Below are 23,653 nucleotides of genomic sequence, written 5' to 3'. Positions count from 1 at the left end.
GAAGGACAAATAACAATCGGCTCTTCTCAAAGCCCCGGAAAGATATGCGGGCATGGCCGGGCGACATGGAGAGGTGCCGCCTGAACAGTTCTTCGCCTAAAATCGCAGCAAAACGGCACCAGCGCACAGCCGCAAGGCAGGCACGGCGACAAGTGATTTCCTTGCGCGGGGCGGGTCATTGGTCGCCCGATCCGCCCGATCACTGCCCGCAAAACAGCGTCTCAACGCTTTTGCGATGCCCCGCGCAGCACAGCTTCCGGCACGTCAAGCCCAAGGCGGACTGCCAAACTCTGCATCACCAGATGCGCCTCGTTCCAGTCGGCCCCACGCGCAGCAAACAGCGTTGCTTGCGAGCGGTGCACGGGCGGGTCACGCAGGATTTTCAGGTGATTTGCGCGCAATGTCTCGCCCGTGGAGGTGATGTCGGCAATCGCCTCGGCTGTCAGGTTCTTGACCGTGCCCTCGGTCGCGCCCTGAGAATCCACCAGTTGATAGTCGGCCACCCCGTGTGCGCGCAGATAGTCGCGCACCAGCCGGTGATATTTCGTCGCAATCCGCAAGCGGAACCCATGCTGCGCCCGGAACGCGCTGGCCACTGCATCCAGATCATCCAGCGTTTCCACATCGACCCATGCCTTGGGCACTGCCACGATCAGATCGGCATGGCCAAAGCCCATCGGGGCCAGTTCCACCACCTGCGCGGCCCAACCGGCCAGTTCCTCGCGCACAAGGTCAGACCCGGTCACACCCAGATGTATGCGGCCCGCAGCCAGTTCGCGCGGGATCTCTGATGCCGATAACAGCACCAGTTCCACCCCGTCCATCCCCTCGACCGCGCCGGCATATTCGCGCGCCTCACCCGTCCGTCGCAGGGTCAGGCCGTGTTCTGCAAACCAGTCAAAGGTCTTTTCCATCAACCGCCCCTTGGACGGGATACCCAGCTTCAGACTCATCTTGCCGCCTCCAGCGCCACAAGGGTTTCAGGCCGGATCACGCCGCCCACCGCCGGAATGGCGCGCCCCTGCCCCAGCACGGCGGTCAGCGCGTCGTAACGCCCACCTGTTGCGACAGGCGGCAGATCGTCACGCGAGGACACGAAGCCAAACACAAAGCCATCGTAATATTCCATCGTTGTGCGCCCGAAACTGGCCTCGAACGGCAGAGTCGTGCTGTCAATCCCAGCGTCATCCAGCGCGCCAAGCCTCGCTTCAAGCCGATCAAGCGCCGGGGCAAGCGCGGCCCAGTTTTGCCCGCGCATCTTTGCCAGCGCCTGTCGCGCGGGGGCCGCCAGTGACAGCAGCCCTTCCAGCGCCTGAACCTGCTCGCGCGGAATGGGGGACGTCTCGGCATCTTCCAGCAAACTGGCGATACGTTCGCGGATTTCCTCTTCGCTGCGCAGCCCGACCATCTGGCCCGCCTCTTGCACCTGGCTCTGCGCAGAATTGCCCCGCAATTGCGCCACCAGTTCCGCGCGCGCTTCCGCCAAGGGGCCATGCCCGCCCATCCGCTCCAGCAGCGCACGAAAGCGCTTGGGCCGCCAGATATGGCGCATCAGCGCCGCCTTGCGGCGCGCGCTTGTCTCCAACCCCAAGACCGCCGCTTTCAAAATACCAATATCGCCCGTAACAGGCCGCAAGTCATGCCCCGCCAGCAACCGCGCGAACAAGGCGAAAACCTCGGCATCCGCGCGCGCGGGGTCATTGCGGGCAAACACCTCATAGCCCACCTGCAAATATTCCCGCGCCCTACCGGCGGCGCGTTCCTGTTTGCGAAACACCGGCCCCGAATAGCAATAGCGCGCAGGCTCTGCACCGTCGCGCATATGTGCCTGCACCACTGGAACCGTGAAATCAGGCCGCAGCATCATCTCGCCCAGTGCCGGATCATGGGTCACATAAGCGCGCGCGCGAATATCCTCGCCATACAGGTCCAGCAGGGTTTCGGCAGGTTGCAAGATATCGGCCGCCACAGGCTGCGCGCCTGCGCCCTGCATCCCGGAGAGCAATTCAGCAGCAATCGCTTCGGCGCGTGTCATCCGTGCCGCCCCATGATCTCGCGCACAGTCGCGACCAGATCAGCGCGAGGCACTTCCACCTGCGCGGGTTGCGATTTCCACTCTTCCAGACTCGCCTCTTGCGCCAGTTTCGCGCCAAGGATCAGGTCTTTGACCTGCACAACATCGCGCGCGGCCTCATCCTCGCCTTGGATAATCGCGACCGGGCTTTGGCGCTTGTCCGCATATTTCAACTGGTTGCCGAAGTTCTTGGGGTTGCCCAGATACATTTCGGCGCGAATGCCGCTTGCGCGCAATTCGTTCACCATCGCCATGTAATCGGCCATGCGCGTGCGGTCCATGACGGTCACAACCACCGGCCCTTGCGCACTGGTGTCCAACCGTCCCTTTGCCGCGAGTGCGGCAAGCAGCCGGTCCACACCGATACTGACACCGGTTGCAGGCACGGCCTGACCCGTGAAACGCTTGACCAGATCATCATAGCGCCCGCCGCCTGCCACGCTGCCAAACTGGCGCGGACGACCCTTTTCGTCCTTGATCTCGAAGGTCAATTCCGCCTCAAACACCGGGCCAGTGTAATAGCCGAGGCCACGGACGACAGAGGGGTCGATGATAATGCGGTCGGGACCGTAGCCTTGGGCCTCCAGAAGTTCGGAGATGGTTCCGAGTTCGTCGACGCCTTCGGTGCCAACTTTCGAATTATGCACCAGTTCTGACAAGTGAAATATCGCCGCCCGGTTTATAAGGGCCTGAGTTGCTGCCCTCTGCTCAGGGACCATATCGGACCTGATCTCGTCAAAATACTGTGCATTTTTAAAAGCGCCCCAAGAATCTGAGTTCGCTATGACCGAAGCTCTCACCCCCTCAGACAATATGCGGTTCTTTTCTTTCTCCCAATCAATGAACCGCATGACAACATCAGCTTGAGTCTCCAGAAGCCCCGCGCCCTTGGTGAAATCCCCACTCTCATCCTTGCGCCCCTCGCCCAGCAGCGCGCGCACGCCGTCCACCCCAAGCCGGTCCAGCTTGTCGATAGCGCGCAGGACGATGCCGCGTTCGGCCTCTTTGTCATCACCCGACAGCCCCGCAACCTCCATCACGCCATTTAGCACCTTGCGGTTATTGACGCGGATCACATAATCCCCGCGTTCAATCCCCACGGCCTCCAGCGCATCCGCCAGCATGGCGCAAATTTCGGCATCCGCTGCCACGGACGCCGCGCCCACAGTATCCGCATCGCATTGATAAAACTGCCGGAACCGCCCAGGCCCCGGCTTTTCATTGCGCCAGACCGGCCCCATCGCATAGCGGCGGTAGGGGGTCGGCAAATCATTGCGGTATTGCGCGGCGACACGGGCCAGCGGCGCTGTAAGGTCATAGCGCAGCGCCAGCCAGTCACTGTCTTCTTCCCATGCAAACACGCCTTCATTGGGCCGGTCCACATCTGGCAGGAACTTGCCCAGCGCTTCGACCGTTTCCACCGCCGATGTTTCCAGCGCATCGAACCCGTAGCGATGATAAACAGCCGCGATCTTGTCCAGCATCGCCTTGCGCGCGGTCACTTCCGCGCCGAAATAGTCGCGAAAGCCCTTGGGCGTCTCTGCCTTGGGGCGTCTGGGGCCCTTGTTCTTCGCCATGCGCGCACACTCCTTGGCCTCGGGGTCGGCTTGGCCTTAGCCCAAGGGGCAGCAAGGGGCAAGAGCGCAGGCACGCGGCCCTAGCGCCGCGCTATATATTGCGGCGCAATGCACCCGGACCACAGAATAAAGCTTATCCACAGCCAACCCACAGGCTTATACAATTTGCCTGCCCCCCCTGCCTTCTGCTATCACAGCCCAAATCAAGAGCAGGTCAGGCAGGTGGCACAATGAACGAGATCACGGCGATCCGGTCGCAGGACGATGGCACAGCCAATGTGATGCCGCATAATATCGAGGCAGAGCAGCAGCTTCTGGGCGCGATCCTTGTCAATAATGACGTCTATGACCGCATTTCCTCGCTGGTGAAGCCCGAACATTTTCATGACCCTGTCCACCAGCGCATTTTTGACATTGCCAGCGCGCGTATCCGCAAGAATGCGCTGGCCTCGCCGGTCACGCTCAAGGCGTTCATGGAAGATGACGAAGGACTGAAGGAACTGGGGGGACCGGCCTATCTGGCGCGTATTGCTGCGGCCGCAATTTCGGCCTATGCGGCGCGCGATTATGCACAGATGATCTATGAACTGGCAGTGCGGCGCGACCTGATCCGGCTGGGGCAGGATATTTCTGCGCGCGCGGCGCAGATGGATGTGACGTCAGAGCCAAAGGAACAGATCGTCGAGGCCGAACAGCGGCTTTACAAACTGGCAGAACAGGGCGTGGCCGAACGCGGGTTTCAAAGCTTCCTCAAGGCCGTGACCGATGCGGTGAACATGGCCAATGCCGCCTATCAGCGCGACGGGGGGCTTGCGGGCATTTCGACCGGGCTGATTGATCTGGACAAGAAGCTGGGCGGGCTGCACCCGTCGGACCTTATCATCCTCGCCGGTCGCCCGTCGATGGGCAAGACCTCGCTGGCCACCAATGTCGCATTCAACATTGCCAAAGCCTATAAACACGGGCTTAAACATGACGGCTCCGAAGGGGCAGTTGATGGTGGCGTTGTCGGATTTTTCAGCCTCGAGATGAGCGCAGAGCAACTTGCCGCGCGTATCCTGTCCGAGGCCTCCGAGGTTCCCTCTGAACAGATCCGGCGCGGTGACATGACCGAGGGCGAATTCCGCCGCTTCGTCGAGGCCGCCAAGGCACTGGAATCCTGCCCGCTTTATATCGACGACACGCCCGCCCTGCCAATTTCGCAGGTCGCTGCCCGCGCGCGGCGCCTCAAACGCACACATGGGCTGGATGTGCTGATGATCGACTACCTCCAGCTTCTTCGCGGCACCTCCAAGGAAAGTCGCGTGCAGGAAGTCTCTGAAATCACCCAAGGGCTGAAAGCCATTGCCAAGGAATTGAACATCCCTGTCATCGCGCTGTCTCAGTTGTCGCGCAACGTGGAATCGCGCGAAGACAAACGCCCGCAACTGTCCGACCTGCGCGAATCCGGTTCGATCGAACAGGATGCCGATGTGGTGATGTTCGTGTATCGCGATGAATATTACCGCGAACGCGAAAAACCCTCGGATCACGATCTCGATGCGATGGCAAAATGGCAAGAAATCATGGAAACCGTTCATGGCAAGGCCGAAGTCATCATCGGCAAGCAGCGCCACGGCCCCATTGGCACTGTAGAACTCAGCTTCGAGGGGCGCTTCACGCGCTTTGGAAATCTGGCCAAGGCATGGCAACAGGGCGAACAGAATTTCTGAGGACAAGGGCCAGACCATGATCACAGGCGTCAACCATGTGACCCTTGTGGTGACTGACCTGCCCCGCGCCTTGAAATTCTATGCCGATCTCTTGGGCATGGTGGTGCGCGCGCAGGGGCCGCGCGCCGCCTATCTCGAAAGCGGCACCCTGTGGTTATGCCTGGAACACGGCGTGCCCACCCCCCGCAGCGATGACAGCCATATCGCCCTGTCCTGCGCGCCTGCCGATTTCGACAGGCTCTACGCGCGCCTGACAGGCTGTCCGCAGTGGAAAATCAACCGCTCCGAAGGGGCCTCGCTCTATGTGCTGGATCCTGACGGACATAAGCTTGAACTGCATCTGGGCAATCTCGCGTCCCGGCTGGCGCATTACCGCGCAAATCCGCCCGATGGAATGCAGATCTTCTGACATTTTCTTGCCCAAAATACTCTGGGGGGAATGCGGCGCAGCCGCAGGGGGGCAAAGCCCCCTTACACCGCCTTGCGCGCGCGCAAGGCCGCACCAATCGTGCCGTCATCCAGATAATCCAGCTCGCCGCCCATCGGCACGCCCTGGGCCAGTGCGGTAACCTGCACATCCAGCGGTGACAGCGCATCTGCAATATAATGCGCGGTCGTCTGCCCATCGACCGTGGCCGCAAGCGCCAGAATCACCTCGCGTGTCCCGTCTTGCTGCACCCGCGTGACCAGTTCGGGAATGCGCAGGTCTTCGGGGCCGATCGCATCAAGTGCCGACAGCGTTCCGCCCAGCACATGGTACCGCCCCCCGAAAGCACCGCCGCGCTCCATCGCCCAAAGATCGGCCACATCCTCGACCACGCAGATCTCGGCTGTGGCGCGTTTGGGATCTGCGCAGATATCGCACAGCGCCAGCGTGGAGATATTGCCACACGCCCTGCAAATCTGCGCTGTCTGGGCCACCCGGTCCAGCGCAGAAAGCAGCGGCCGCAGGCTTTGGTCGCGGCGCTGGATCAGATGCAGCACCAACCTGCGCGCAGAGCGCGGCCCCAGACCGGGAAGCCGCGCAATCTGCGCGATCAACGCCTCGATTTCATTTGGCGCGCGATCCATCAGGCCGCCATGTCAGAATGGCAGATTCATGTCGCGCGGCAGGCCCATCGACTCGGTCAGTTTGCCCATTTCTTCCTTGGCGCGCATGTCCGCCTTGACTTGAGCGTCCTTGATCGCGGCGAGAATCAGGTCTTCGACCACTTCCTTGTCGTCGGAATTGAAGATCGAGGGGTCGATATCCAGCGCAGTCAACTCGCCCTTGGCCGTGGCTGTTGCCTTGACCAGTCCCGCCCCGGATTCACCGGTCACGGTGATCGACTTCAGGTCTTCCTGAAGTTGCGCCATCTTGCCCTGCATCTCCTGCGCGGCTTTCATCATTTTGGCCATATCGGCCATTCCGCCCAAACCTTTCAGCATCTCATCTGCCTTTCTTCATGTTTCTTCAAACGGGTCCCAATCGGGGTCAAAAGCCTCTTCCACCTCTGGCAGCGCCTCGGCGGCGGCTGCATCTTCGGCATCTTTCAATTCCCTGATCTCAGCAATCTTCGCACTGGGAAAGCACTGAAACACCGCCGCTACAAGTTCGTTTTGCAGTGCGGCATCTTCTTTCTCACCCAGTTCGGCGGCGCGCGTTTCGGCCAAAGTGGCCCCGCCACCGGTTGAGGTGACCGAGACCCCCCAGCGCATGCCTGTCCAGCCCTGCAAACGCCCGGCCAAGCGCGCGGCCATATCAGGCGAAGCCTGTTCCGTCGGCTCGAACTCGATCCGGCCGGGGGAATATTTCACAAGCCGCAAGCAGGTCTCCACCTCCATCAACAGCGCCATGTCCCGCTTCTCGCGGATCATGGCAACGACAGAGTCGAAATCAGGGTAATGCGCAAGGGCTGAGACGGGCTGGGCCAAGGCGGCCTGCGCCCCATTGCCCCGCCCGCCACCTGATCTGTGCACAACGGACCCCGAACCGGCGGGGGTGGGTGCGCGCGGTGCCCCGTCCACGCCCCTGCCCGGCCCGGTGCCCGGTCCTGTGCCCGGCGGCGGTGGTGACTGGTCATGCCATTTGCGCACCAACTCCTCTGGGCTGGGCAGATCGGCCACATGAGTCAGCCGAATGATGACCATTTCAGCGGCCATCATGGCATTGGGCGCACTGGCCACTTCTTCCAGCGCCTTGAGCAGCATCTGCCATGTCCGGGTAAGCGTGCGCATCGGCAGGGCCTGCGCCATGCCAGCGCCCCGGTCGCGTTCTTCCGGGCTGAGGGTTGGGTCATCGCCCGCATCGGGGGTGATCTTGGACACGCTCAGCCAATGGGTGATTTCAGCCAGATCACGCAGCACGGCCATAGGGTCCGCGCCATCGGCATATTGTGCGGCCAGTTCTGCCAGCGCCGCCCCCGCATCGCCGCGCATGATATGATCAAACAGGTCCAGCACCCGCGCACGATCTGCAAGCCCCAGCATCGCCCGGACCTGATCGGCGCTGGTTTCCCCGGCCCCGTGGCTGATGGCCTGATCCAGCAGGCTCATGGCATCGCGCACCGACCCTTCGGCAGCCCGCGTAATCAGCGCCAGCGCATCGGCGGCGACCTGCCCCCCTTCGGCCTGCGCCACACGTTCGAGATGCGAAATCATGACTTCCGGCTCGATCCGGCGCAGATCGAAACGCTGGCAGCGCGAGAGCACCGTGACAGGCACCTTGCGGATTTCGGTGGTCGCAAAGATGAACTTCACATGCGCGGGCGGTTCTTCCAGTGTTTTCAGCAACGCATTGAAAGCGTTGTTCGACAGCATGTGCACTTCGTCGATGATATAGATCTTGTAACGCGCCGAAGCTGCCCGATAGGCGACCGAGGCGATGATCTCGCGGATATCATCAACCCCTGTGCGTGACGCCGCGTCCATTTCCAGCACATCGACGTGGCGGCCATCCGTGATGGCGCGGCAATGTTCGCAGACACCACAAGGCTCGGTCGTTGGACCGCCCTGCCCGTCGGCGCCGATGCAGTTCAACCCCTTGGCAATAATCCGCGCCGTGGTGGTCTTGCCCGTGCCCCGAATGCCGGTCATGATAAAGGCATGATGAATTCGGTCAGCGGCGAAAGCGTTGCGCAGGGTGCGCACCATCGCATCCTGCCCGATCAGATCGGCAAAACTCTCGGGGCGGTATTTGCGCGCCAGAACCTGATAGGGGGTTTGCGTCTCACTCATACGGGCCTGCCTGTCATCACCTTGCGCAGTCTAGCCTGTGCGCAGCAAGATGGGAAACGGGTTTTCACACCATCAAAGGCGCACACGATTTTTGCGCTGGGACTTTGAGTATTTAGAGCAAGAAAATGACCCGCCATCAGCTTGCCCCAAACCCCTGCGCAAGGACGAAGCGATTGACAGGCTCTGCATAGGCGGCGGGCTGTTCTATATGTGGCAGATGCCCTGCCCTGCGGATCAAGGCAAATTCGGACCCGTGAACAAGATCGACCGTTTCCCGCACCAGATCCGCGGGGGTGGAGCCGTCACGATCGCCCGCGATCCCCAGCACGGGAAGCTTCAGGCCTGCGGTCGTGCTGTAGAAATCCGTGCCGGCAATCGCCTCTGCACAGCCTGTCCAGCCCTCGACCGGGGTTGCGAGAAACATGTTGCGCCATATGGGCAGGGCGGGGCTGGCGCGAAATTTTGGGGTGAACCAGCGTTCCATGGTCGCGTCAGCCAGGGCAGAAAGGCCTTGGCTACGGGCTAGCTTCGCGCGCTCTCGCCAGATCTCGGCAGTGCCGATGCGGGCGGCGGTGTTGGACAGCACCATCGCACGGATCAGATCGGGGCGCTTGACTGCCAGTCCCTGCGCCACCATGCCGCCAATCGACAGCCCCACAAATACACAGTCCCTGATATTCAGAAAATCAAGCAGCGCCTCTGTATCGCGCACGAGTTGGCCCATCGAATAGGGAGCATCCGGCACATCCGACAATCCATGACCGCGTCTGTCATAGCGAATGATGCGCAATCCCGGTGCCAGATGCGGCAACAACGGGTCCCAAACGCGCAGATCCGTGCCCAGTGAATTCGAGAAGACCACCGGCTTACCGTCTTCTGGCCCGTCAATGCGGTAATGCAAATGGATATGTCCAAGATCAGCGCTTTGCATCCGCCGCCTCCTCAGCCAGTGCATCCATGAAAACCGGGCGATCGACATTCCCACCCGAGGCGGTGACGATTACCGCGTCCCCCTCGATCTCGTCACGACGAAAAACTGCCGCAGCCAGCGCCACAGCGCCCCCCGGCTCCAGCACCAGCTTCAAGCGGTCATATGCAAGCGCCATCGCGCGCAAGGCCTCCGTATCACTGACCACCAGCCCCTGTCCGCACAAGCGTTGCATGACAGGCCAGGTAAGGGCACCGGGGCGCGGTGTGACAATCGCATCGCAAAGCCCGGACCGTGTTGGGTTCTCCACCACCTGCCCGGTTGCGAGTGATTGCGCAACATCGTCAAACCCCTCGGGCTCGACCGTGCGCACCTGCATCTGCGGTGCTGTCTGTTCCAGTGCAAGCGCAATGCCCGATGTCAGCCCACCGCCCCCGCAGCAGACCAGAACCTGCGCGTCCTTGATCCCTTCGGCCCGCGCCTGTTCTGCGATCTCCAGGCCGACACTGCCCTGCCCGGCAATCACTTGCGGGTGATCAAAAGGTTGTATCAGCTCCAGCCCGCGCTCTCGCGCCAAGGCCGCGCCAAGTGCATCACGATCTTCAAGCACACGATCATACAGCACGACCTCGGCCCCCAGCGCGCGTGTATTGGCGATCTTTATCGCTGGCGCGTCGCGCGGCATGATAATGACCGCAGGCAACCCTTTCAGGCTTGCGGCATAGGCCACCCCCTGAGCGTGATTTCCAGAAGAAAAGGCGATCACTCCGCGCGCTGTATCTGGCAGCGCTGTAATCGCGGACCATGCACCACGAAATTTGAAACTGCCCGTATGTTGCAGGCATTCGGCCTTGACGAATACACGACGCCCCGCGATCCGGTCCAGAAACGGTGAGGAAAGCAGCGGCGTGCGGCGCGCATGTTCCTTCAGGCGATGGGCCGCTGCGGTGATCATCTCAAAATTCACAGGCACATCCCCAACCATTCGTGAATAGCTTGCAGCGCTTCGCGTTCATCCAGAAACGGGATATGCCCGCGCCCGGGCACTTCGGCAAACACCATATCCGGCCGCTGGCGCTGCATTTCGGCTGCGGTGGCGGGACTCAGCAAATTGGAATTCGCCCCGCGGATCAGTGCCAGAGGCATCCCTTCACAGGCTGCGAACATGGGCCACAGGTCCCCCCCGCCCCCTTCCATCGCGGCCAGAAAGGCATCGCGCAAGGCCGGGTCATAATTCAATTCAAGCCCCTGATCCGTCGCGATGAAATGGCGCCTGGCTTCCTGCAACCAGCGCCCCTCGGGGACATCCGAGAATTCGGGGCAAGACCGTTCCAGCGCGATGGCCGCTTGCGCATGGGTCCATGCAGACGGGGTCTGCCCGATATAGTTGGAGATGCGCGCCAAACCATCCGCCTCGATCACGGGGCCGACATCATTCAGACACAGCCCGCGCAAGCGATCGCGCGCCACGGTGGCCAGATACATCCCGATGATCCCCCCGCGCGAGGTTCCCAGCACAGCCACCTGATCCAGCCCCAGATGGTCCAGCAGCGCGATGACATCCGCACCTTCCTGCATCACGGTATATGTCTCTGCCCCGGTCCAGTCCGACTTGCCGCGCCCGCGATAATCCAGCCGGATCATCCGCAAGGATGGCAGATGCGGCGCAAGATAGTCGAAATCCGTGCCATTGCGCGTCAGCCCCGACAGGCATAACAATCCGCGCCCATGTCCTTCATCCGTATAGTGCAGTTGCGCCCCATCCGGCGCTGTGAAAAACGGCATGGCTAGCTTCCTTGCTGATCCGGCTTGCAAGAAGTGACACGCCCGAAGTGAAAGGAAAACCCCTGCATCATTTTCTTGCCAGAAATACTCATGCACACACCGATAAGGTGGGCACGCGCTAGCGGTTCAGGCGCTCCAGCCTTGCACGCACACTTAGCCCATGCGCTTCCAGACTCTCGGAAATTGCCAGTTGCTCGGCGGCCGGGCCAATCGCCGCCAGGGCTTCGGGGGTCATCCGCGCAAGGGTTGTGCGTTTCATGAAATCCAGCACTGACAAGCCCGATGAAAACCGTGCCGAACGTGCTGTTGGCAGCACATGGTTCGGACCGCCGATGTAATCGCCAATCGCTTCTGGGGTCCAATGCCCAAGGAAAACAGCGCCGGCATGGTTGATCTGCGCCAGCAGCGCTTCGGGATCCGCGACACAAAGTTCCAGATGCTCTGGCGCGACACGGTCAGACAGTCTTGCCGCTTCGGCCAGATCACGCACCACGACCACGGCACCATAATCACGCCAGCTTGCGCCCGCGATTGCGCGTCGCTCCAACGTCTCTAGGCGCGCATCCACGGCCTGCATCACCGCGCGACCAAAACCCTCATCCGTGGTGACCAGCAGGGATTGCGCGCTTTCATCATGTTCCGCCTGAGACAGCAGATCCAGCGCTATCCAGTCAGGGTCATTATCCTTGTCTGCAATCACCAGAATCTCGGACGGCCCCGCGATCATATCGATTCCGACACGCCCAAAGACGCGCCGCTTGGCAGCAGCGACATAGGCATTCCCAGGCCCTGTGATCTTGTCAACCGGCGCGATTGTCTCGGTCCCGTAAGCCAACGCGGCGACGGCCTGCGCGCCACCGATACGATAAACCGTTTCCACGCCCGAAAGCTTCGCGGCCAGCAAGACCAGCGGATTGACGACCCCGTCAGGCGTGGGCGCGCAAATGACCAGACGTTCCACCCCGGCGACCTGCGCGGGAATTGCATTCATCAAGACCGAAGACGGATAGCTTGCAAGACCACCGGGCACATACAGCCCGGCGGCCCCGACTGGCCCCCAGCGCCACCCCAGTTCTGCGCCATATTCATCAAACCAGCGCTTGTCCTCAGGGCGCTGGCTTTCGTGATATGCGCGAATGCGTGTGGCCGCCAGTTCCAACGCGGCGCGCTCGGCCGCAGGGACGCGGGCGCATTCGGCCTCTATCTCTTCTGGTGAAAAGGCCAGAGTGTCCGGTGTCAGCGCAATGCGGTCAAACTTCTGTGTCAACTCGATCACGGCGGCATCACCGCGCGCGCGCACATCAGCAATGATGGCTGCTACAGTATCATCCACATCGACGGCATCTTCGCGCTTGGCGTTCAGCAAGCCTGAAAAACCGGCCTCAAAACCAGCATCGCGACTGTCAAGAAAAACGGGCATTTACACGTCCTTGTCCAACGGGTGTTCCGGCGCCTTGCGCGAGGGTGCACGATAAGGGCGTGTCACATCAGATAATGCGACATCAAGACACTCCACCTCCAGCCGGATCTCGCCGTCACCGGCAAGGATAAGCGACAGATGGCCCGTCCCGTCGGTCCCCGGATGAAATTCCAGCGCCAGCAGCGACAGGATCAGATCTGCATCTGCACGGTCAAGCCCACTTGTTGCCGCACCCAACACGTCACTTACCACCAGAAGGGACTGGACGCGTTCATAATCCCCACCAGCGCGGGCGCGCGCGCGATCTTCCCAGCGAAAGCGGTTGATCAGCAGCACGAAGCGGCGGCGCTTGCGATCGAATGTCATTTCCGTGGCCGGGAACACACTGTCCTGCACCAGCGCCGAAATGACCTTCAGATCATCGCTGTCCATTGCCTGCAAGCGCAGCGGGCGTTCTGCCCCATCCTCGAAACGTGCATCACTCATGACGCCTTGATCCGTTCTATCCGCGCGCCGCACGCGCCCAGTTTGTCTTCGACATTTTCATATCCGCGATCAAGGTGGTAAACGCGGCTGACAATCGTTTCGCCTTCGGCGGCAAGCCCTGCAAGAATAAGTGAAACGGACGCGCGCAGATCCGTGGCCATAACAGGTGCGCCGCGCAAACGCTCTACCCCGGTAACCGTTGCAGTGCCGCCATGCACTTCGATCTGCGCGCCCATGCGCGTCAGTTCGGGGGCATGCATGAACCGGTTCTCGAAAATATGCTCTTCCAGTACAGAAACGCCATCCGCAGTGCACATGGCGGCCATGAACTGCGCCTGTAAATCGGTCGGGAAACCGGGAAACGGTTCTGTCGCGACATTGACAGAGCGCAACCGGTCGGAATTGCGCGTCACGCGCAGCCCGCGCGCTGTTTCGGTTACCTCAACGCCAGCTTCGTGCAGCTTGTCAGCGAATGCTTGCACCAGGTCCAGCCGCCCCCCCAGACATTCGACCGAACCGCCAGCAATGGCCGGGGCCAGCATATAGGTACCAAGTTCGATCCTGTCGGTCACGACAGGATGGGTTGCGCCACCAAGGCTGGCAACGCCCTGAATGGTGATCGTGCTGGTGCCTTCGCCCTCAATCTGGGCACCCATACGGCGCAGGCATTGCGCCAGATCGACGATTTCCGGCTCTCGAGCGGCGTTTTCCAGAATGGTCGTGCCCTTGGCCAGGGTGGCCGCCATCAGCGCGTTTTCGGTGGCGCCCACCGACACGATGGGAAAGCGGAACCGCGCACCCTTCAACCCGCCAGGTGCTTTGGCGTGGACATAGCCGTCGCGCAGGTTCAGCTCCGCGCCCAGCGCTTCCAACGCGCGCAAATGCAGGTCCACCGGGCGCGCGCCAATGGCGCAGCCGCCAGGTAGCGACACAACCGCATGTCCATCACGTGCCAGCATTGGTCCCAGTACAAGGATAGAGGCGCGCATCTTGCGCACGATGTCATAATCCGCCCTATGCGAAGTCAGGTCATGGCTGGACAGCGCCAGCACCTGTCCACCTTGCAGGCTGGCGACTTCGGCCCCGAGAGAGCCAAGCAATTCGGTCATCGTGCGTATATCGGACAAGCGCGGCGCATTGGTCAGTGTCAGCGGCGCATCGGTCAGAAGCGTGGCTGGCATCAGCGTCAGGCAGGCATTTTTCGCACCTGCGATCGGGATCTCACCCTTGAGCGGGCCATTCCCGGTAACAACAATCGAATCCATATGCTCTGCCCTTTACTTTTTATCACTCGGCGCGCTGTCTGATGCGTCTGTCCGGGCGCGGGACTGCGCCTTTCGTTTGGCGATATTCGCTTTCAAGGCAGCTTTCAACCGCTCGGCCCGCGCCGCATCGCGGGTTTTTGCTGTCCCAGTCCCGTTTGGCTTTGTCTCGCTCATGCCCTCTCGTAGCGCAACTTTCAAAAACCGTCCAGATAAGGCTTGCACCGAACGGAATTTCCGACTACCTAGCCGCCCATCGCCGACAGGCCATGCTGTGGTAGCTCAGTGGCAGAGCACTCCCTTGGTAAGGGAGAGGTCGAGAGTTCAATCCTCTCTCACAGCACCATCTGTCCGACTAAATACGTGAAGATTGGCGATGGCAGTGGTTTGGATAATGCTCAGTTCTGCCCCAAGGCTCTACACATATACAGATCACACAAAAACCCGAAGACAGGCGCCTTTTATGTCCGGCAGAAAACACCCGCAAACCTTAGGGAAATCTTTGGGAAGGCCGAAGTAAGTTGATCGTTGAAAACCAAAAACGAAAATGAAGAAAAGCTTCGAAATTCCGAAGCCCTGCAAAAACAGTCGCTCGTAGCCTGGTTCGAAGATGGTACCGGCGAGCAGAGGAATTGTCGCACCACTGACTAAAAAGCACATTCAGATAGGTCATGTCGGTTTCACGTTGCACTTCTTATCTATGACAGGTTATGATTGTGAGGTAGCTGCAGGAGTGGCAGAGCTTTGAACTACTATCTTGACTTCGGGAAAAATTTTGCCAGCGATGAAGGCAAGTTTATCAACCTGTCAGTAAGAACTTTTTATTCGCTGTCTTTGTGCCTAGAATGCCAGACCGCGCACAGAGAAAACCTATCATTGTGATGAGTTCTCCTTCGGAAAGGCGTTTGCTCGTAATTCACTTTGGCTTGCCGAAGACAGGGTCATCGACAATTCAGGAAATGCTGCGGCTTAACCGTGACACCCTGCGCCGCCTTGGGGTCGCTGTTTCGGCGAGAGACGACCTAACATGCGAACTGCGCTCGTCGAACAATAGGTTCATCAAAAAGGGCGGGCTCTTGAAACAAGCGCGCCAACGGCTTGCGCTTTGGCGCTTCAGCCGCAGAGTTAGATTAGTGAGTGAGCCTGTCCTGTTAGTTTCGGACGAGAACCTACTCGGGACAAGATCGGCATATCTGTTTGCACCCCTAAAGTACGAGCGATTTGAAGCCATTGCGAAGTCGATAGATCAAGCGTGCCGCAGCCCCGATCTTGAGTGCCGCTACGTTGTATACACACGCGATCTTGAGCGTTGGCGTAAATCATCGTATAATCAATCTGCTAAGACGGCGAAGCACCTCCTCGACTTTCAGACATGGTGTGACAAGAACGACAACCTCAAAGGCCCCGATCAAATCGTTGAAAAGCTGCGCGCGGCCCTCGGTGAGCGCCTAGTCGTTGTTGCAATGGAGGATGAGCTTGGATCGGGCGTCCCGCTCGGTTCGGCAGTCCTATCTGCCTGCGGACTGTCTAGCAATGAAGTCTCTGACCTCAAAACGCCGCAACCTTCCAACGTGAGTATGCCGCCCAACGCACTCGAACTAATCCGTATACTCGGAGAGTACGGACTTGAACGCGAGGCGACTAAGAAGGTAACGCAGGCTTTACGACAAAACGGACATTTGTTGGGGGTCAAGAGCCGGGAACACAATGACTGATACGGTGAGCAGGAAGCAAATTTGACCTTTCTTAGTGTGTAACCTTGCGCTGGCAGAACGGCGGGTTATCTCCCCCGTCTGAACGGGGTGCATCGGTAGAATTCACGCAGCCATTCTCGGTTTCATGGCGGGTGTGATGCCGCCGATGCCCCTATTGGGGCGGTCGTTGTTGTAAGTCCATAGCCATTGCGTGGCCTGATCCTGTGCCTCCTCGATGCTTTCGATGATGTATTGGTCCAGCCACTCATGTTGGCTAAACGGACATGCACGCACCAACCCACCAAGCTCTACACATGTCTTCATTGAGCAGTTTTTTATACAATAAAAACAACACATAAAACCTAGAAACGACGAGCTCAGCCCTCTCTCACAGCACCATCCCTTCATTTCCCTCTTGACCTATAGGTCGTGCTGACGCAATGGCGGAGTATGGCACAGGCAAAGTTACATATCGATCTCAAAGCCCTGCAGGCGAACTGGCGCGCGTTGGATGCGCGCTCGGACGCACAGGTTCAGACCGCCGCGACGGTCAAAGCCAATGGATATGGCCTTGGCGCGGGTCATGTTGCCCATGCACTTGCCCATGCCGGCGCGCGGCGCTTTTTTGTCGCGCTGGCCGAAGAAGGCATTGCAGTGCGCGCAGCGATTGGACCGGATTTACCGATCCATGTCTATGGGGGGCATATGGAGGGCGATGCGCGCCTTATCTCTGAAGCCAACCTGATCCCGATGCTGAACTCGACCGAGCAACTGACCCGCCATTTTGAGGCGTTGAACGGCCATCCCTTCGGGATTCAGCTGGATACAGGCATGAACCGCCTGGGGATGGAGCCTGCCGAATGGGCCGCTGTCGCGGAAATTGCACTGGCGCAGGGGCCTGAGTTGCTGATGTCGCATCTGGCCTGTGCGGATGAACCAGACCATGACATGAATACCGACCAACTTGCCGTCTTTCACCAGATGACAGATGGAACCGGCGTGCCACGCTCGCTTGCCGCGACAGGCGGTATCCTGTTGGGAGAGGCGTATCATTTCGACATTACCCGGCCAGGAATTGGCCTGTATGGTGGTGATCCCTTCTCACAAGCTCAGCCGGTGGTCCGTCTAAGCCTGCCGGTTATACAGACCCGCGAAGTCGTGACTGGTGAGACTGTGGGCTATGGCAACAGCTTCACGGCACCGCGCGACATGCGCCTTGCGACAGTCTCGGCGGGCTATGCAGATGGGATACAGCGCGCCTTGTCTCATAAGGCCACGCTATGGGCCGATGATATTGCGTGCCCGCTTGTCGGGCGTGTCTCGATGGACCTTGTGACCATCGACATCAGCGCGGTCCCTGACGACCCCGAAACCCTCGACCTGATTGGACCGCATCAGGACATCGACACACTTGCAAGCGTGATTGACACGATTGGCTATGAGATCCTTACGGGTCTGGGCCATCGCTACGCGCGGGTGTATAGTTAGGTGCCGAACATCTGAATGCGCGTGTTCTGATAAAAGATCTCACACGGTTGCGATCTGCACCCCTCCGCTCGCTAGCCCGGTGATGATCCGGGCCGCACCCAGAGATGAATTGTCGTGAAGAGCGTGCCTCAAGAGCGAAATCAGGGGATGCTCTGGCCACTGACCAAGCCAGCGAAGCCAAAAGCATCACAGGCACGGCCCGAAGCCAGCACTACGATGCACGTCACATACTTGTCCTGCCGCTGCCTGTATTCTCAGACCTCGACATACGGCAGCGCATCACATAGGGCGCACGAGTTTGAGCCCAACTGCACAACGAAGCAGTCATAAGCTGCAACCCAAAAGGTTGGAGGGGCGCTCCAGCGCTACAATCCTGTCGGATCAGGATCGATCGGGGATGCTTTTTGCCCCTATGCCAGAAAACACGGCATCCGCAGAGCCGGGCAAGCGCGTAGGATCTTCTGGTGCGTTTCGCGACCATATGGCCCGCCTGGCAAAAGGTGAAACCGAGCGGGGAGTACTTCGCTCTCCTCGGTTCAAGCGCTTTATTTTGGCCTAGTGTGGAGCATAAGCCCCAAAATCGAGATTTATTCGATAAAATCGAGGCTAAATGGCGGAGAGACGGTCCGTCTTATCCGAGCCGGAGATACTTTAAGATATTGATTTATATATAAACTTATTATCCCTGTATTGCAGATTGTATAGCAGATTTATGCAGCACTTGGCCAACTCAAAACCATACTCATCTTGCAAATTCGCTGAACCCCCATCTGTTGTTCATAGATACAAAAAGCCGGGTTCGCTATGCAAAGGTCGCCGCTTAGCCATTTGCTTGCGTGACATGACGCGAGCGCAGGTTCCCTGCCCTCGCGCCATTTCAGTGCTGAAATGCCCTTCACGAACAGAAAATCCGAAAAGGATGAACATTTCCACGACGATCGATCACGTGCTGTCCAGAAGCTCCCGCAGCGCACGCACCCGCGCGGGCGTGATCTTAGGGTCACTTCCGCAAGAGATTACTCGAATGAACTCGATCCACGCTCGCTCGTTTCTGGTCAGCTGGTCCCACGGTCCCACCGGACCCATAGGTAGAACGTAGATATCATCACTCATTTCCCGAATATCCCACGCAATGCTGCCCGTGAACGCGCAGTCAGACGCGGGTCCGTATTGTCAGATGCATCCCGGATCTCGTGCAGCCAACCGATTTCATTCTCGGTCGCGGGCGTGCCGAAGATATCGATGATCGCTTTCGCAGCCGTCGCACCCACAGCCTGATCCAGTGCCATGCGCATCAGATAGGCCGGATCGACTTCCAGCGCCCGTGCAAGCGACGGCACACGATCCAGCGGCACCTTGTTCTTTCCAGATTTCAGAAGCGACATGAAATTTGCATTTACGAAGCCCGCTTCTGCTGCGATCTCGGCCTGGGTCTTGCGATGTGCCAGATCGCGCACACGGGCTGCGATAAAGCGCGCAGTCGGGGTATCTTTGTAGGGGTTGGTCATTGGTGTCTCGCTTGTTGTTTGTTGCAAGACTTACTTACCGCGACCGTGCAGCTCATTCGGGTGGGACTTTTGCGCGGGTGATTGGTTGTCGAGAGATAACCGAAGTCTTAGAAAATTAAAGATCATGTGATGGGGATGCAGCCGGTGCCAGCCAAGCGGGTATGGCTGAACCCTCCACTGCTGGCGGCGCGGCAAGAGCATAGATGCGTTGCACTGTTCGTGATGCCCGAGGTTGCGCAGGGCGTCATCTACATATTGTTCAACATGCCGTAACTATCTTGCCTAGTTCGGATTAACGACGGCCTGCTTCTTTGTGGCGGACGGATCGCATTGAAGCCAACGCTACGTGACAACGTGGTCGGCCCAAAGCCAACGGTCAGGCAGTATGGCAGCGCTGCTCTCGGCAGCAGCCTTTCACTGTAGCCCCAAACCCCCTCAATCGGTGAACTTAGTGTCGTAAAACTGGCAAGAGGCGACTAGAAAATTGACAAGCAAGAGGGGACAGCCATGGAGATTCGACCCATTGGTTCGACCCCGTCACTGCCGCGCCCTTTGAACATTCCACCGGCACTGTGTGGCAAGAAGGCATTTGCGGTCCCAACGAAACCCTCTTTGTGCTGAGTTGAGTTTAAAGGCTTCCTTCGGCACAATGTCGCTTGATCTGCTCGCCTGATCCGGCGATGGTCACATCCAGCAGTATATCACTTTAGGAATATCGGGTTATGACCCACGATCACGCGCGGCCAAACATCCTGATCATTATGGTGGATCAGCTAAACGGCACACTGTTTCCTGATGGCCCCGCCGATTGGCTCCATGCGCCCAACCTTAAGACGTTGTCGGGCCGGTCTACGCGCTTTGCCAATGCCTACACGGCTTCACCGCTTTGCGCGCCGGGGCGTGCGAGTTTCATGTCAGGGCAGCTGCCCAGTTCCACTCGGGTCTATGACAATGCAGCGGAATTTGCCTCTAGCATCCCGACCTATGCGCATCATCTGCGACGCGCGGGCTATTACACGTGCCTCTCTGGTAAAATGCATTTCGTCGGCCCTGATCAATTGCATGGGTTTGAAGAGCGTCTGACCACCGATATTTATCCTGCCGATTTTGGTTGGACGCCTGACTACCGTAAACCCGGCGAGCGGATTGACTGGTGGTATCACAATATGGGGTCGGTTACGGGCGCAGGGGTGGCCGAAATCAGCAACCAGATGGAATATGATGACGATGTCGCCCATCATGCTGTGTCCAAGATTTATGATCTGTCACGTGGGGCTGATGCGCGGCCATGGTGCTTGACCGTCAGCTTCACTCATCCGCATGACCCTTATGTCGCGCGCAAGAAATACTGGGATCTTTATGCGGATTGCCTCCATCTGGCGCCCGAAACCGGGCCTATCCCCTATGACCAGCAAGACGCCCATTCAAAACGGATATTTAATGCGAATGACTGGCGCTCCTATAATCTGACACCGGAAATGGTGGCGCGCGCACGACGCGCTTATTTCGCAAATATCTCTTATCTGGACGACAAGATCGGCGAGATTATGAACACGCTTGAGGCAACGCGCCAGCAGGCCGTGGTGGTCTTTGTCAGCGATCATGGGGATATGCTGGGTGAACGTGGATTGTGGTATAAGATGAGCTTCTTTGAAGGCTCGGCCCGCGTGCCCCTGATGATCGCAGCCCCTGACATGGCGTCAGGACGGATAGATGCACCTGTCAGCACCATCGATATCTGTCCGACATTGTGCGATCTTGCTGGTGTCAGTATGGCGGAAGTTTTGCCTTGGACGACCGGCGAAAGCCTCGTGCCGTTGGGGCAAGGCACCACGCGCATAAGCCCCGTCGCCATGGAATATGCTGCCGAAGCCTCAGAGGCGCCCTTGGTCTGCCTGCGCGACGGGCGCTGGAAATATACCCGCTGCATGCTGGACCCTGAGTTGCTGTTTGATCTGGAAACCGATCCTCAGGAGCATTGCAACCTTGCCGGTGATCCTTCGCATCAAGAGATTTTGGCCGATCTGCGCGCACAGTCCGAGGCCCGATGGGATTTGGCGCGCTTCGATGCCGAAGTGCGCGAAAGTCAGGCGCGCCGCTGGGTGGTCTATGAGGCACTGCGGCAGGGTGGCTATTACCCGTGGGATTTCCAGCCACTGCAAAAAGCATCAGAGCGCTACATGCGCAATCATATGGATCTGAACGTCCTTGAAGACAGCAAACGCTTTCCACGCGGCGAATGATCCGTAAAGGTTGGTTTTATATTGCGGTTTCGTCAGTGCATGCAAACAAACTGAACCTGCCCTCGGTTTCATTGAACTTCACAACCGGAATCCTGGCCGCGTCTGCTACATCATCGAGTGTAACGCAGCTTATGCCGATGCAGCAGCCCAGAACTGACATCCCTTAGGCCAGTTCGATGTGCGCTGCCAGCCAAGGATTTCAAGCTTGTGTGTTCTGCGACAAATCCGGCTGTGCGTTCTCTAGAAGAGGTTCGATATCAGATAACCTTCAGGCGGTGCTATTCTCATCAGAGAGAAAAGACCGTTGATGCCCACGAACAAGATGGTGGCGTAAGCCAGAGCTCCTAGCAACCGTAATCCGGCAAAGCGCGTTAGAACGAAAATCAGAAATACGGCGGTTGCGACTTGAAATCCAAACAGTGCTATGCCCAGTGCATAACCAATCAGCAAAGCGATTATCGGGTAGTCTGCCTTTGCTTCGAAATGAAACTGATCGACGTTTCTTGTCAGCCGAATACCTTCCCGAACCACCACGAAAATCGCAAGTGCAAGACCGGGGATAATGGCCAGCAAGGGTAACAGCCTGGCATTTGCTCGGAAGCCCATCGCCTCAGCCAACGCGTAACCAAAGATCGCGACAGCGATCACTGACATTGCGAGCCTCGCAGCGGTGGTTCCAGTGGGCTTTGATACATCCGGGTCAGCATCCGCAGAAACGGACAAAGGACTTATAGCTTTCCGCTTTGCAATCCATCTGCTTGCTGCACGCCAGATCAGGGGCACAATAATAAATGACGCGATCAACAGAACGCCGGGACGACCCAGCCAAGACCAGCCATGGATCTGGGTTGTGAGCCAAAAATATTGCTCGACCGGGGTCGCGAGAACGAACCCAACAAGCACTGGCGCCCGTGGCCATTCTGCCTGCTTCATAATCCAACCAATGACACCCAGCAAAAGCAAAATGGAAATGTCACCCAAAGATTGCGTTGCCTGATAGGCGCCAGCGACCATAACCAGCATCAGCGGCGCTGCGATCAGAGCAAAACGGATACGCGTCAGCTGTGCCACCAATGGTGTAATTGCAAAACAGATTGCTGCGCCTACGATCGATGCCAGTGCGACGCTCCACACAATCAGATACAGAAGGACGGGCTCCTCGGTGACCATTCTGGGGCCGGGAAAGAACCCGAAACTGAACAAGGCACCAAGGAAAATAGCCGCGGCAGGACCACCTGGAACGCTGAACAACAGTGTGGGGACAAGATCGGAGATTACCGTGGCATTATTTGCGCCCTCTGCGGCAGCAACACCCCTTGGTTCGCCTTTTCCGAAACGGGATTTGTCTTTGGTCGAGCTCATGGCATGACCATAAGCCACCCAAGTCGACGCGTTTGCTCCGACTGCAGGAACAAATCCGCCAAATGTGCCGATGAAAGCTGATCTGATGATAAGCCAGCGGCTCTTCCAGAATTCAACGAATCCTGATGACCAGTTGCTCACAACCTGACGCTTTGAAGATATGCCGCCCCCACCTGACAACATGCTGATAATCTCAGGAACCGCGAACAGTCCCAATGCGACAATCGTCAATGAAAGCCCGTCCAGCAGATATGCCTGCCCAAAGGTGAATCGGAAATTGGCCGCTGCGGGTGCAGGCCCTATTGTTCCAATGAGCAGTCCGAGGCAGCCGGCCGCTAGGCCTACCGCCAAATCGCGCCCGATCATGCTAGAAGCGAAGTAAAGCCCAATCAGAGCAAACATGAGAAGCTCAGGAGTGCCGAGCGCAAGCACTATTGGCCCTGCAACCGGGATCGCCAATGCCAGCGTCATTGCCCCGATCAACCCACCGGTCATTGAAGCAAGAAAGCCTAACCCGAGCGCAGTGGCGGCTTCGCCCCGACGCGCCATTGCGTGTCCCTCGATCGCAGTTGGTGCCGACGCCGGAGAACCGGGCGCACCCAGAAGCACTGAGGTGATCGTGTCTGAAGTGTAAACAACTGAGATTGCGCCCAAAAGGAGCGCCAAGCCTGCGTAGCTGTCGAACAGGAAAATAAACGGAAGCATGATCGAAACCGCAGCCACACCTCCTAGCCCTGGCAGCATGCCGAATACCATGCCAGCTAGCACTCCCATAATAAGTGCAAACAGGCGCAATGGTTCAAAGAGTTCAGACAGGGCTGCGAGTGCGTTGTCCATGAGGTTGCGGACTCCGAGGAAGGATTGCCGATGATGCTGAGGAACGTATCAAGGATACATC

The 23,653-nt window shown here is 58.8% G+C and carries 20 protein-coding genes, 1 tRNA gene and 1 pseudogene; 6 read left to right on the top strand and 16 right to left on the bottom strand.

Features of this window, described 5'->3' with window-relative positions; genetic code table 11:
* Positions 1 to 221 precede the first annotated feature (221 nt).
* Genes hisG through hisS form a run of 3 tightly spaced genes read right to left on the bottom strand, consistent with a single transcriptional unit; the run spans position 222 to position 3,651 of the window.
* Positions 222 to 953 (bottom strand): ATP phosphoribosyltransferase, encoded by a 732-nt coding sequence (gene hisG / locus EV660_RS15115; protein ID WP_071479323.1) that lies wholly within the window; start codon positions 951 to 953, stop codon positions 222 to 224.
* Positions 950 to 2,035, bottom strand: a complete 1,086-nt coding sequence (locus tag EV660_RS15110) for an ATP phosphoribosyltransferase regulatory subunit (RefSeq protein WP_071479322.1) — start codon at positions 2,033 to 2,035, stop codon at positions 950 to 952. Before EV660_RS15110 ends, hisG begins: the two co-directional genes overlap by 4 nt.
* A complete protein-coding gene (gene hisS / locus EV660_RS15105) occupies positions 2,032 to 3,651 on the bottom strand; it encodes a histidine--tRNA ligase (protein ID WP_071479321.1) in 1,620 nt (539 codons plus the stop codon). The genes EV660_RS15110 and hisS overlap by 4 nt, the downstream gene beginning before the upstream one ends.
* 230 nt (positions 3,652 to 3,881) lie before the next feature.
* Here hisS and EV660_RS15100 point away from each other — a divergent pair, with 230 nt between their 5' ends.
* Both EV660_RS15100 and EV660_RS15095 read left to right on the top strand, forming a co-directional pair.
* Positions 3,882 to 5,363 carry a replicative DNA helicase gene (locus EV660_RS15100; RefSeq protein WP_071479320.1) on the top strand — a complete coding sequence of 494 codons (1,482 nt, stop codon included), beginning with the start codon at positions 3,882 to 3,884 and terminating at the stop codon, positions 5,361 to 5,363.
* A 16-nt stretch (positions 5,364 to 5,379) separates the two neighbouring features.
* Positions 5,380 to 5,772 carry a VOC family protein gene (locus EV660_RS15095; RefSeq protein WP_071479319.1) on the top strand — a complete coding sequence of 131 codons (393 nt, stop codon included), beginning with the start codon at positions 5,380 to 5,382 and terminating at the stop codon, positions 5,770 to 5,772.
* 62 nt (positions 5,773 to 5,834) lie between these two features.
* Here the strand turns inward: EV660_RS15095 and recR are convergent, their stop codons facing one another.
* The 10 genes from recR to EV660_RS18700 all read right to left on the bottom strand — a co-directional run bounded on the left by recR (position 5,835) and on the right by EV660_RS18700 (position 14,637).
* The gene (gene recR, locus EV660_RS15090; protein WP_071479318.1) at positions 5,835 to 6,434 is read right to left on the bottom strand and encodes a recombination mediator RecR; all 600 of its coding nucleotides are present in this window, start codon (positions 6,432 to 6,434) and stop codon (positions 5,835 to 5,837) included.
* 12 nt (positions 6,435 to 6,446) lie between these two features.
* Positions 6,447 to 6,791, bottom strand: coding sequence for a YbaB/EbfC family nucleoid-associated protein (locus EV660_RS15085; protein WP_071479317.1), 345 nt, complete (start codon positions 6,789 to 6,791; stop codon positions 6,447 to 6,449).
* Positions 6,792 to 6,806: 15 nt separating this feature from the next.
* Positions 6,807 to 8,579 carry a DNA polymerase III subunit gamma/tau gene (locus tag EV660_RS15080; protein ID WP_071479316.1) on the bottom strand — a complete coding sequence of 591 codons (1,773 nt, stop codon included), beginning with the start codon at positions 8,577 to 8,579 and terminating at the stop codon, positions 6,807 to 6,809.
* Positions 8,580 to 8,715: 136 nt separating this feature from the next.
* The gene (gene pcaD, locus EV660_RS15075; RefSeq protein ID WP_071479315.1) at positions 8,716 to 9,510 is read right to left on the bottom strand and encodes a 3-oxoadipate enol-lactonase; all 795 of its coding nucleotides are present in this window, start codon (positions 9,508 to 9,510) and stop codon (positions 8,716 to 8,718) included.
* On the bottom strand, positions 9,497 to 10,492 hold the full coding sequence (locus EV660_RS15070; RefSeq protein WP_071479314.1) for a threonine ammonia-lyase: 996 nt from the start codon (positions 10,490 to 10,492) through the stop codon (positions 9,497 to 9,499). Before EV660_RS15070 ends, pcaD begins: the two co-directional genes overlap by 14 nt.
* Entirely contained in the window at positions 10,471 to 11,292 is an 822-nt protein-coding gene (locus tag EV660_RS15065; RefSeq protein WP_071479313.1) for an alpha/beta fold hydrolase, read from the bottom strand. The genes EV660_RS15070 and EV660_RS15065 overlap by 22 nt, the downstream gene beginning before the upstream one ends.
* Before the next feature lie 118 nt (positions 11,293 to 11,410).
* Positions 11,411 to 12,712, bottom strand: a complete 1,302-nt coding sequence (gene hisD / locus EV660_RS15060; protein WP_071479312.1) for a histidinol dehydrogenase — start codon at positions 12,710 to 12,712, stop codon at positions 11,411 to 11,413.
* Entirely contained in the window at positions 12,713 to 13,198 is a 486-nt protein-coding gene (locus EV660_RS15055; RefSeq protein ID WP_071479311.1) for a DUF2948 family protein, read from the bottom strand.
* Positions 13,195 to 14,463: a UDP-N-acetylglucosamine 1-carboxyvinyltransferase gene (gene murA, locus EV660_RS15050; RefSeq protein WP_071479310.1), complete on the bottom strand. Its 1,269-nt coding sequence runs from the start codon at positions 14,461 to 14,463 to the stop codon at positions 13,195 to 13,197. Before murA ends, EV660_RS15055 begins: the two co-directional genes overlap by 4 nt.
* Positions 14,464 to 14,475: 12 nt before the next feature.
* Positions 14,476 to 14,637 (bottom strand): hypothetical protein, encoded by a 162-nt coding sequence (locus EV660_RS18700; protein ID WP_168800330.1) that lies wholly within the window; start codon positions 14,635 to 14,637, stop codon positions 14,476 to 14,478.
* A 94-nt stretch (positions 14,638 to 14,731) separates the two neighbouring features.
* Between EV660_RS18700 and EV660_RS15045 the strand changes: the two genes are divergently transcribed.
* Together EV660_RS15045 and EV660_RS15040 are read left to right on the top strand one after the other, a co-directional pair.
* Positions 14,732 to 14,806: transfer RNA gene (locus EV660_RS15045), tRNA-Thr, on the top strand.
* A gap of 499 nt (positions 14,807 to 15,305) precedes the next feature.
* Positions 15,306 to 16,175 carry a hypothetical protein gene (locus EV660_RS15040; RefSeq protein WP_157798909.1) on the top strand — a complete coding sequence of 290 codons (870 nt, stop codon included), beginning with the start codon at positions 15,306 to 15,308 and terminating at the stop codon, positions 16,173 to 16,175.
* 102 nt (positions 16,176 to 16,277) lie between these two features.
* Here the strand turns inward: EV660_RS15040 and EV660_RS15035 are convergent.
* Positions 16,278 to 16,427 (bottom strand): annotated as a pseudogene (locus EV660_RS15035) (integrase core domain-containing protein); the annotation flags it as partial.
* 177 nt (positions 16,428 to 16,604) lie between these two features.
* Between EV660_RS15035 and alr the strand changes: the two are divergent.
* Positions 16,605 to 17,642, top strand: a complete 1,038-nt coding sequence (gene alr / locus EV660_RS15030; RefSeq protein WP_071479307.1) for an alanine racemase — start codon at positions 16,605 to 16,607, stop codon at positions 17,640 to 17,642.
* Between the two features lie 1,109 nt (positions 17,643 to 18,751).
* Here alr and EV660_RS15025 read toward each other — a convergent pair.
* Positions 18,752 to 19,150 (bottom strand): helix-turn-helix domain-containing protein, encoded by a 399-nt coding sequence (locus tag EV660_RS15025; RefSeq protein ID WP_071479306.1) that lies wholly within the window; start codon positions 19,148 to 19,150, stop codon positions 18,752 to 18,754.
* 722 nt (positions 19,151 to 19,872) lie between these two features.
* On the opposite strand from EV660_RS15025, the gene betC reads away from it, so the two are divergent.
* The gene (gene betC / locus EV660_RS15020) at positions 19,873 to 21,393 is read left to right on the top strand and encodes a choline-sulfatase (protein WP_071479305.1); all 1,521 of its coding nucleotides are present in this window, start codon (positions 19,873 to 19,875) and stop codon (positions 21,391 to 21,393) included.
* A 240-nt stretch (positions 21,394 to 21,633) separates the two neighbouring features.
* Here the strand turns inward: betC and EV660_RS15015 are convergent, their stop codons facing one another.
* Positions 21,634 to 23,592, bottom strand: a complete 1,959-nt coding sequence (locus tag EV660_RS15015) for a tripartite tricarboxylate transporter permease (protein ID WP_071479304.1) — start codon at positions 23,590 to 23,592, stop codon at positions 21,634 to 21,636.
* Between the last annotated feature and the right edge of the window lie 61 nt (positions 23,593 to 23,653).

It is taken from the genome of Roseinatronobacter bogoriensis DSM 18756 (genome assembly GCF_004366635.1).
GTDB classification, from domain to species: Bacteria; Pseudomonadota; Alphaproteobacteria; order Rhodobacterales; family Rhodobacteraceae; genus Roseinatronobacter; species Roseinatronobacter bogoriensis.
Note: the sequence above shows the minus strand (reverse complement) of the source record. Positions and strands in the feature narration are given on the sequence as shown.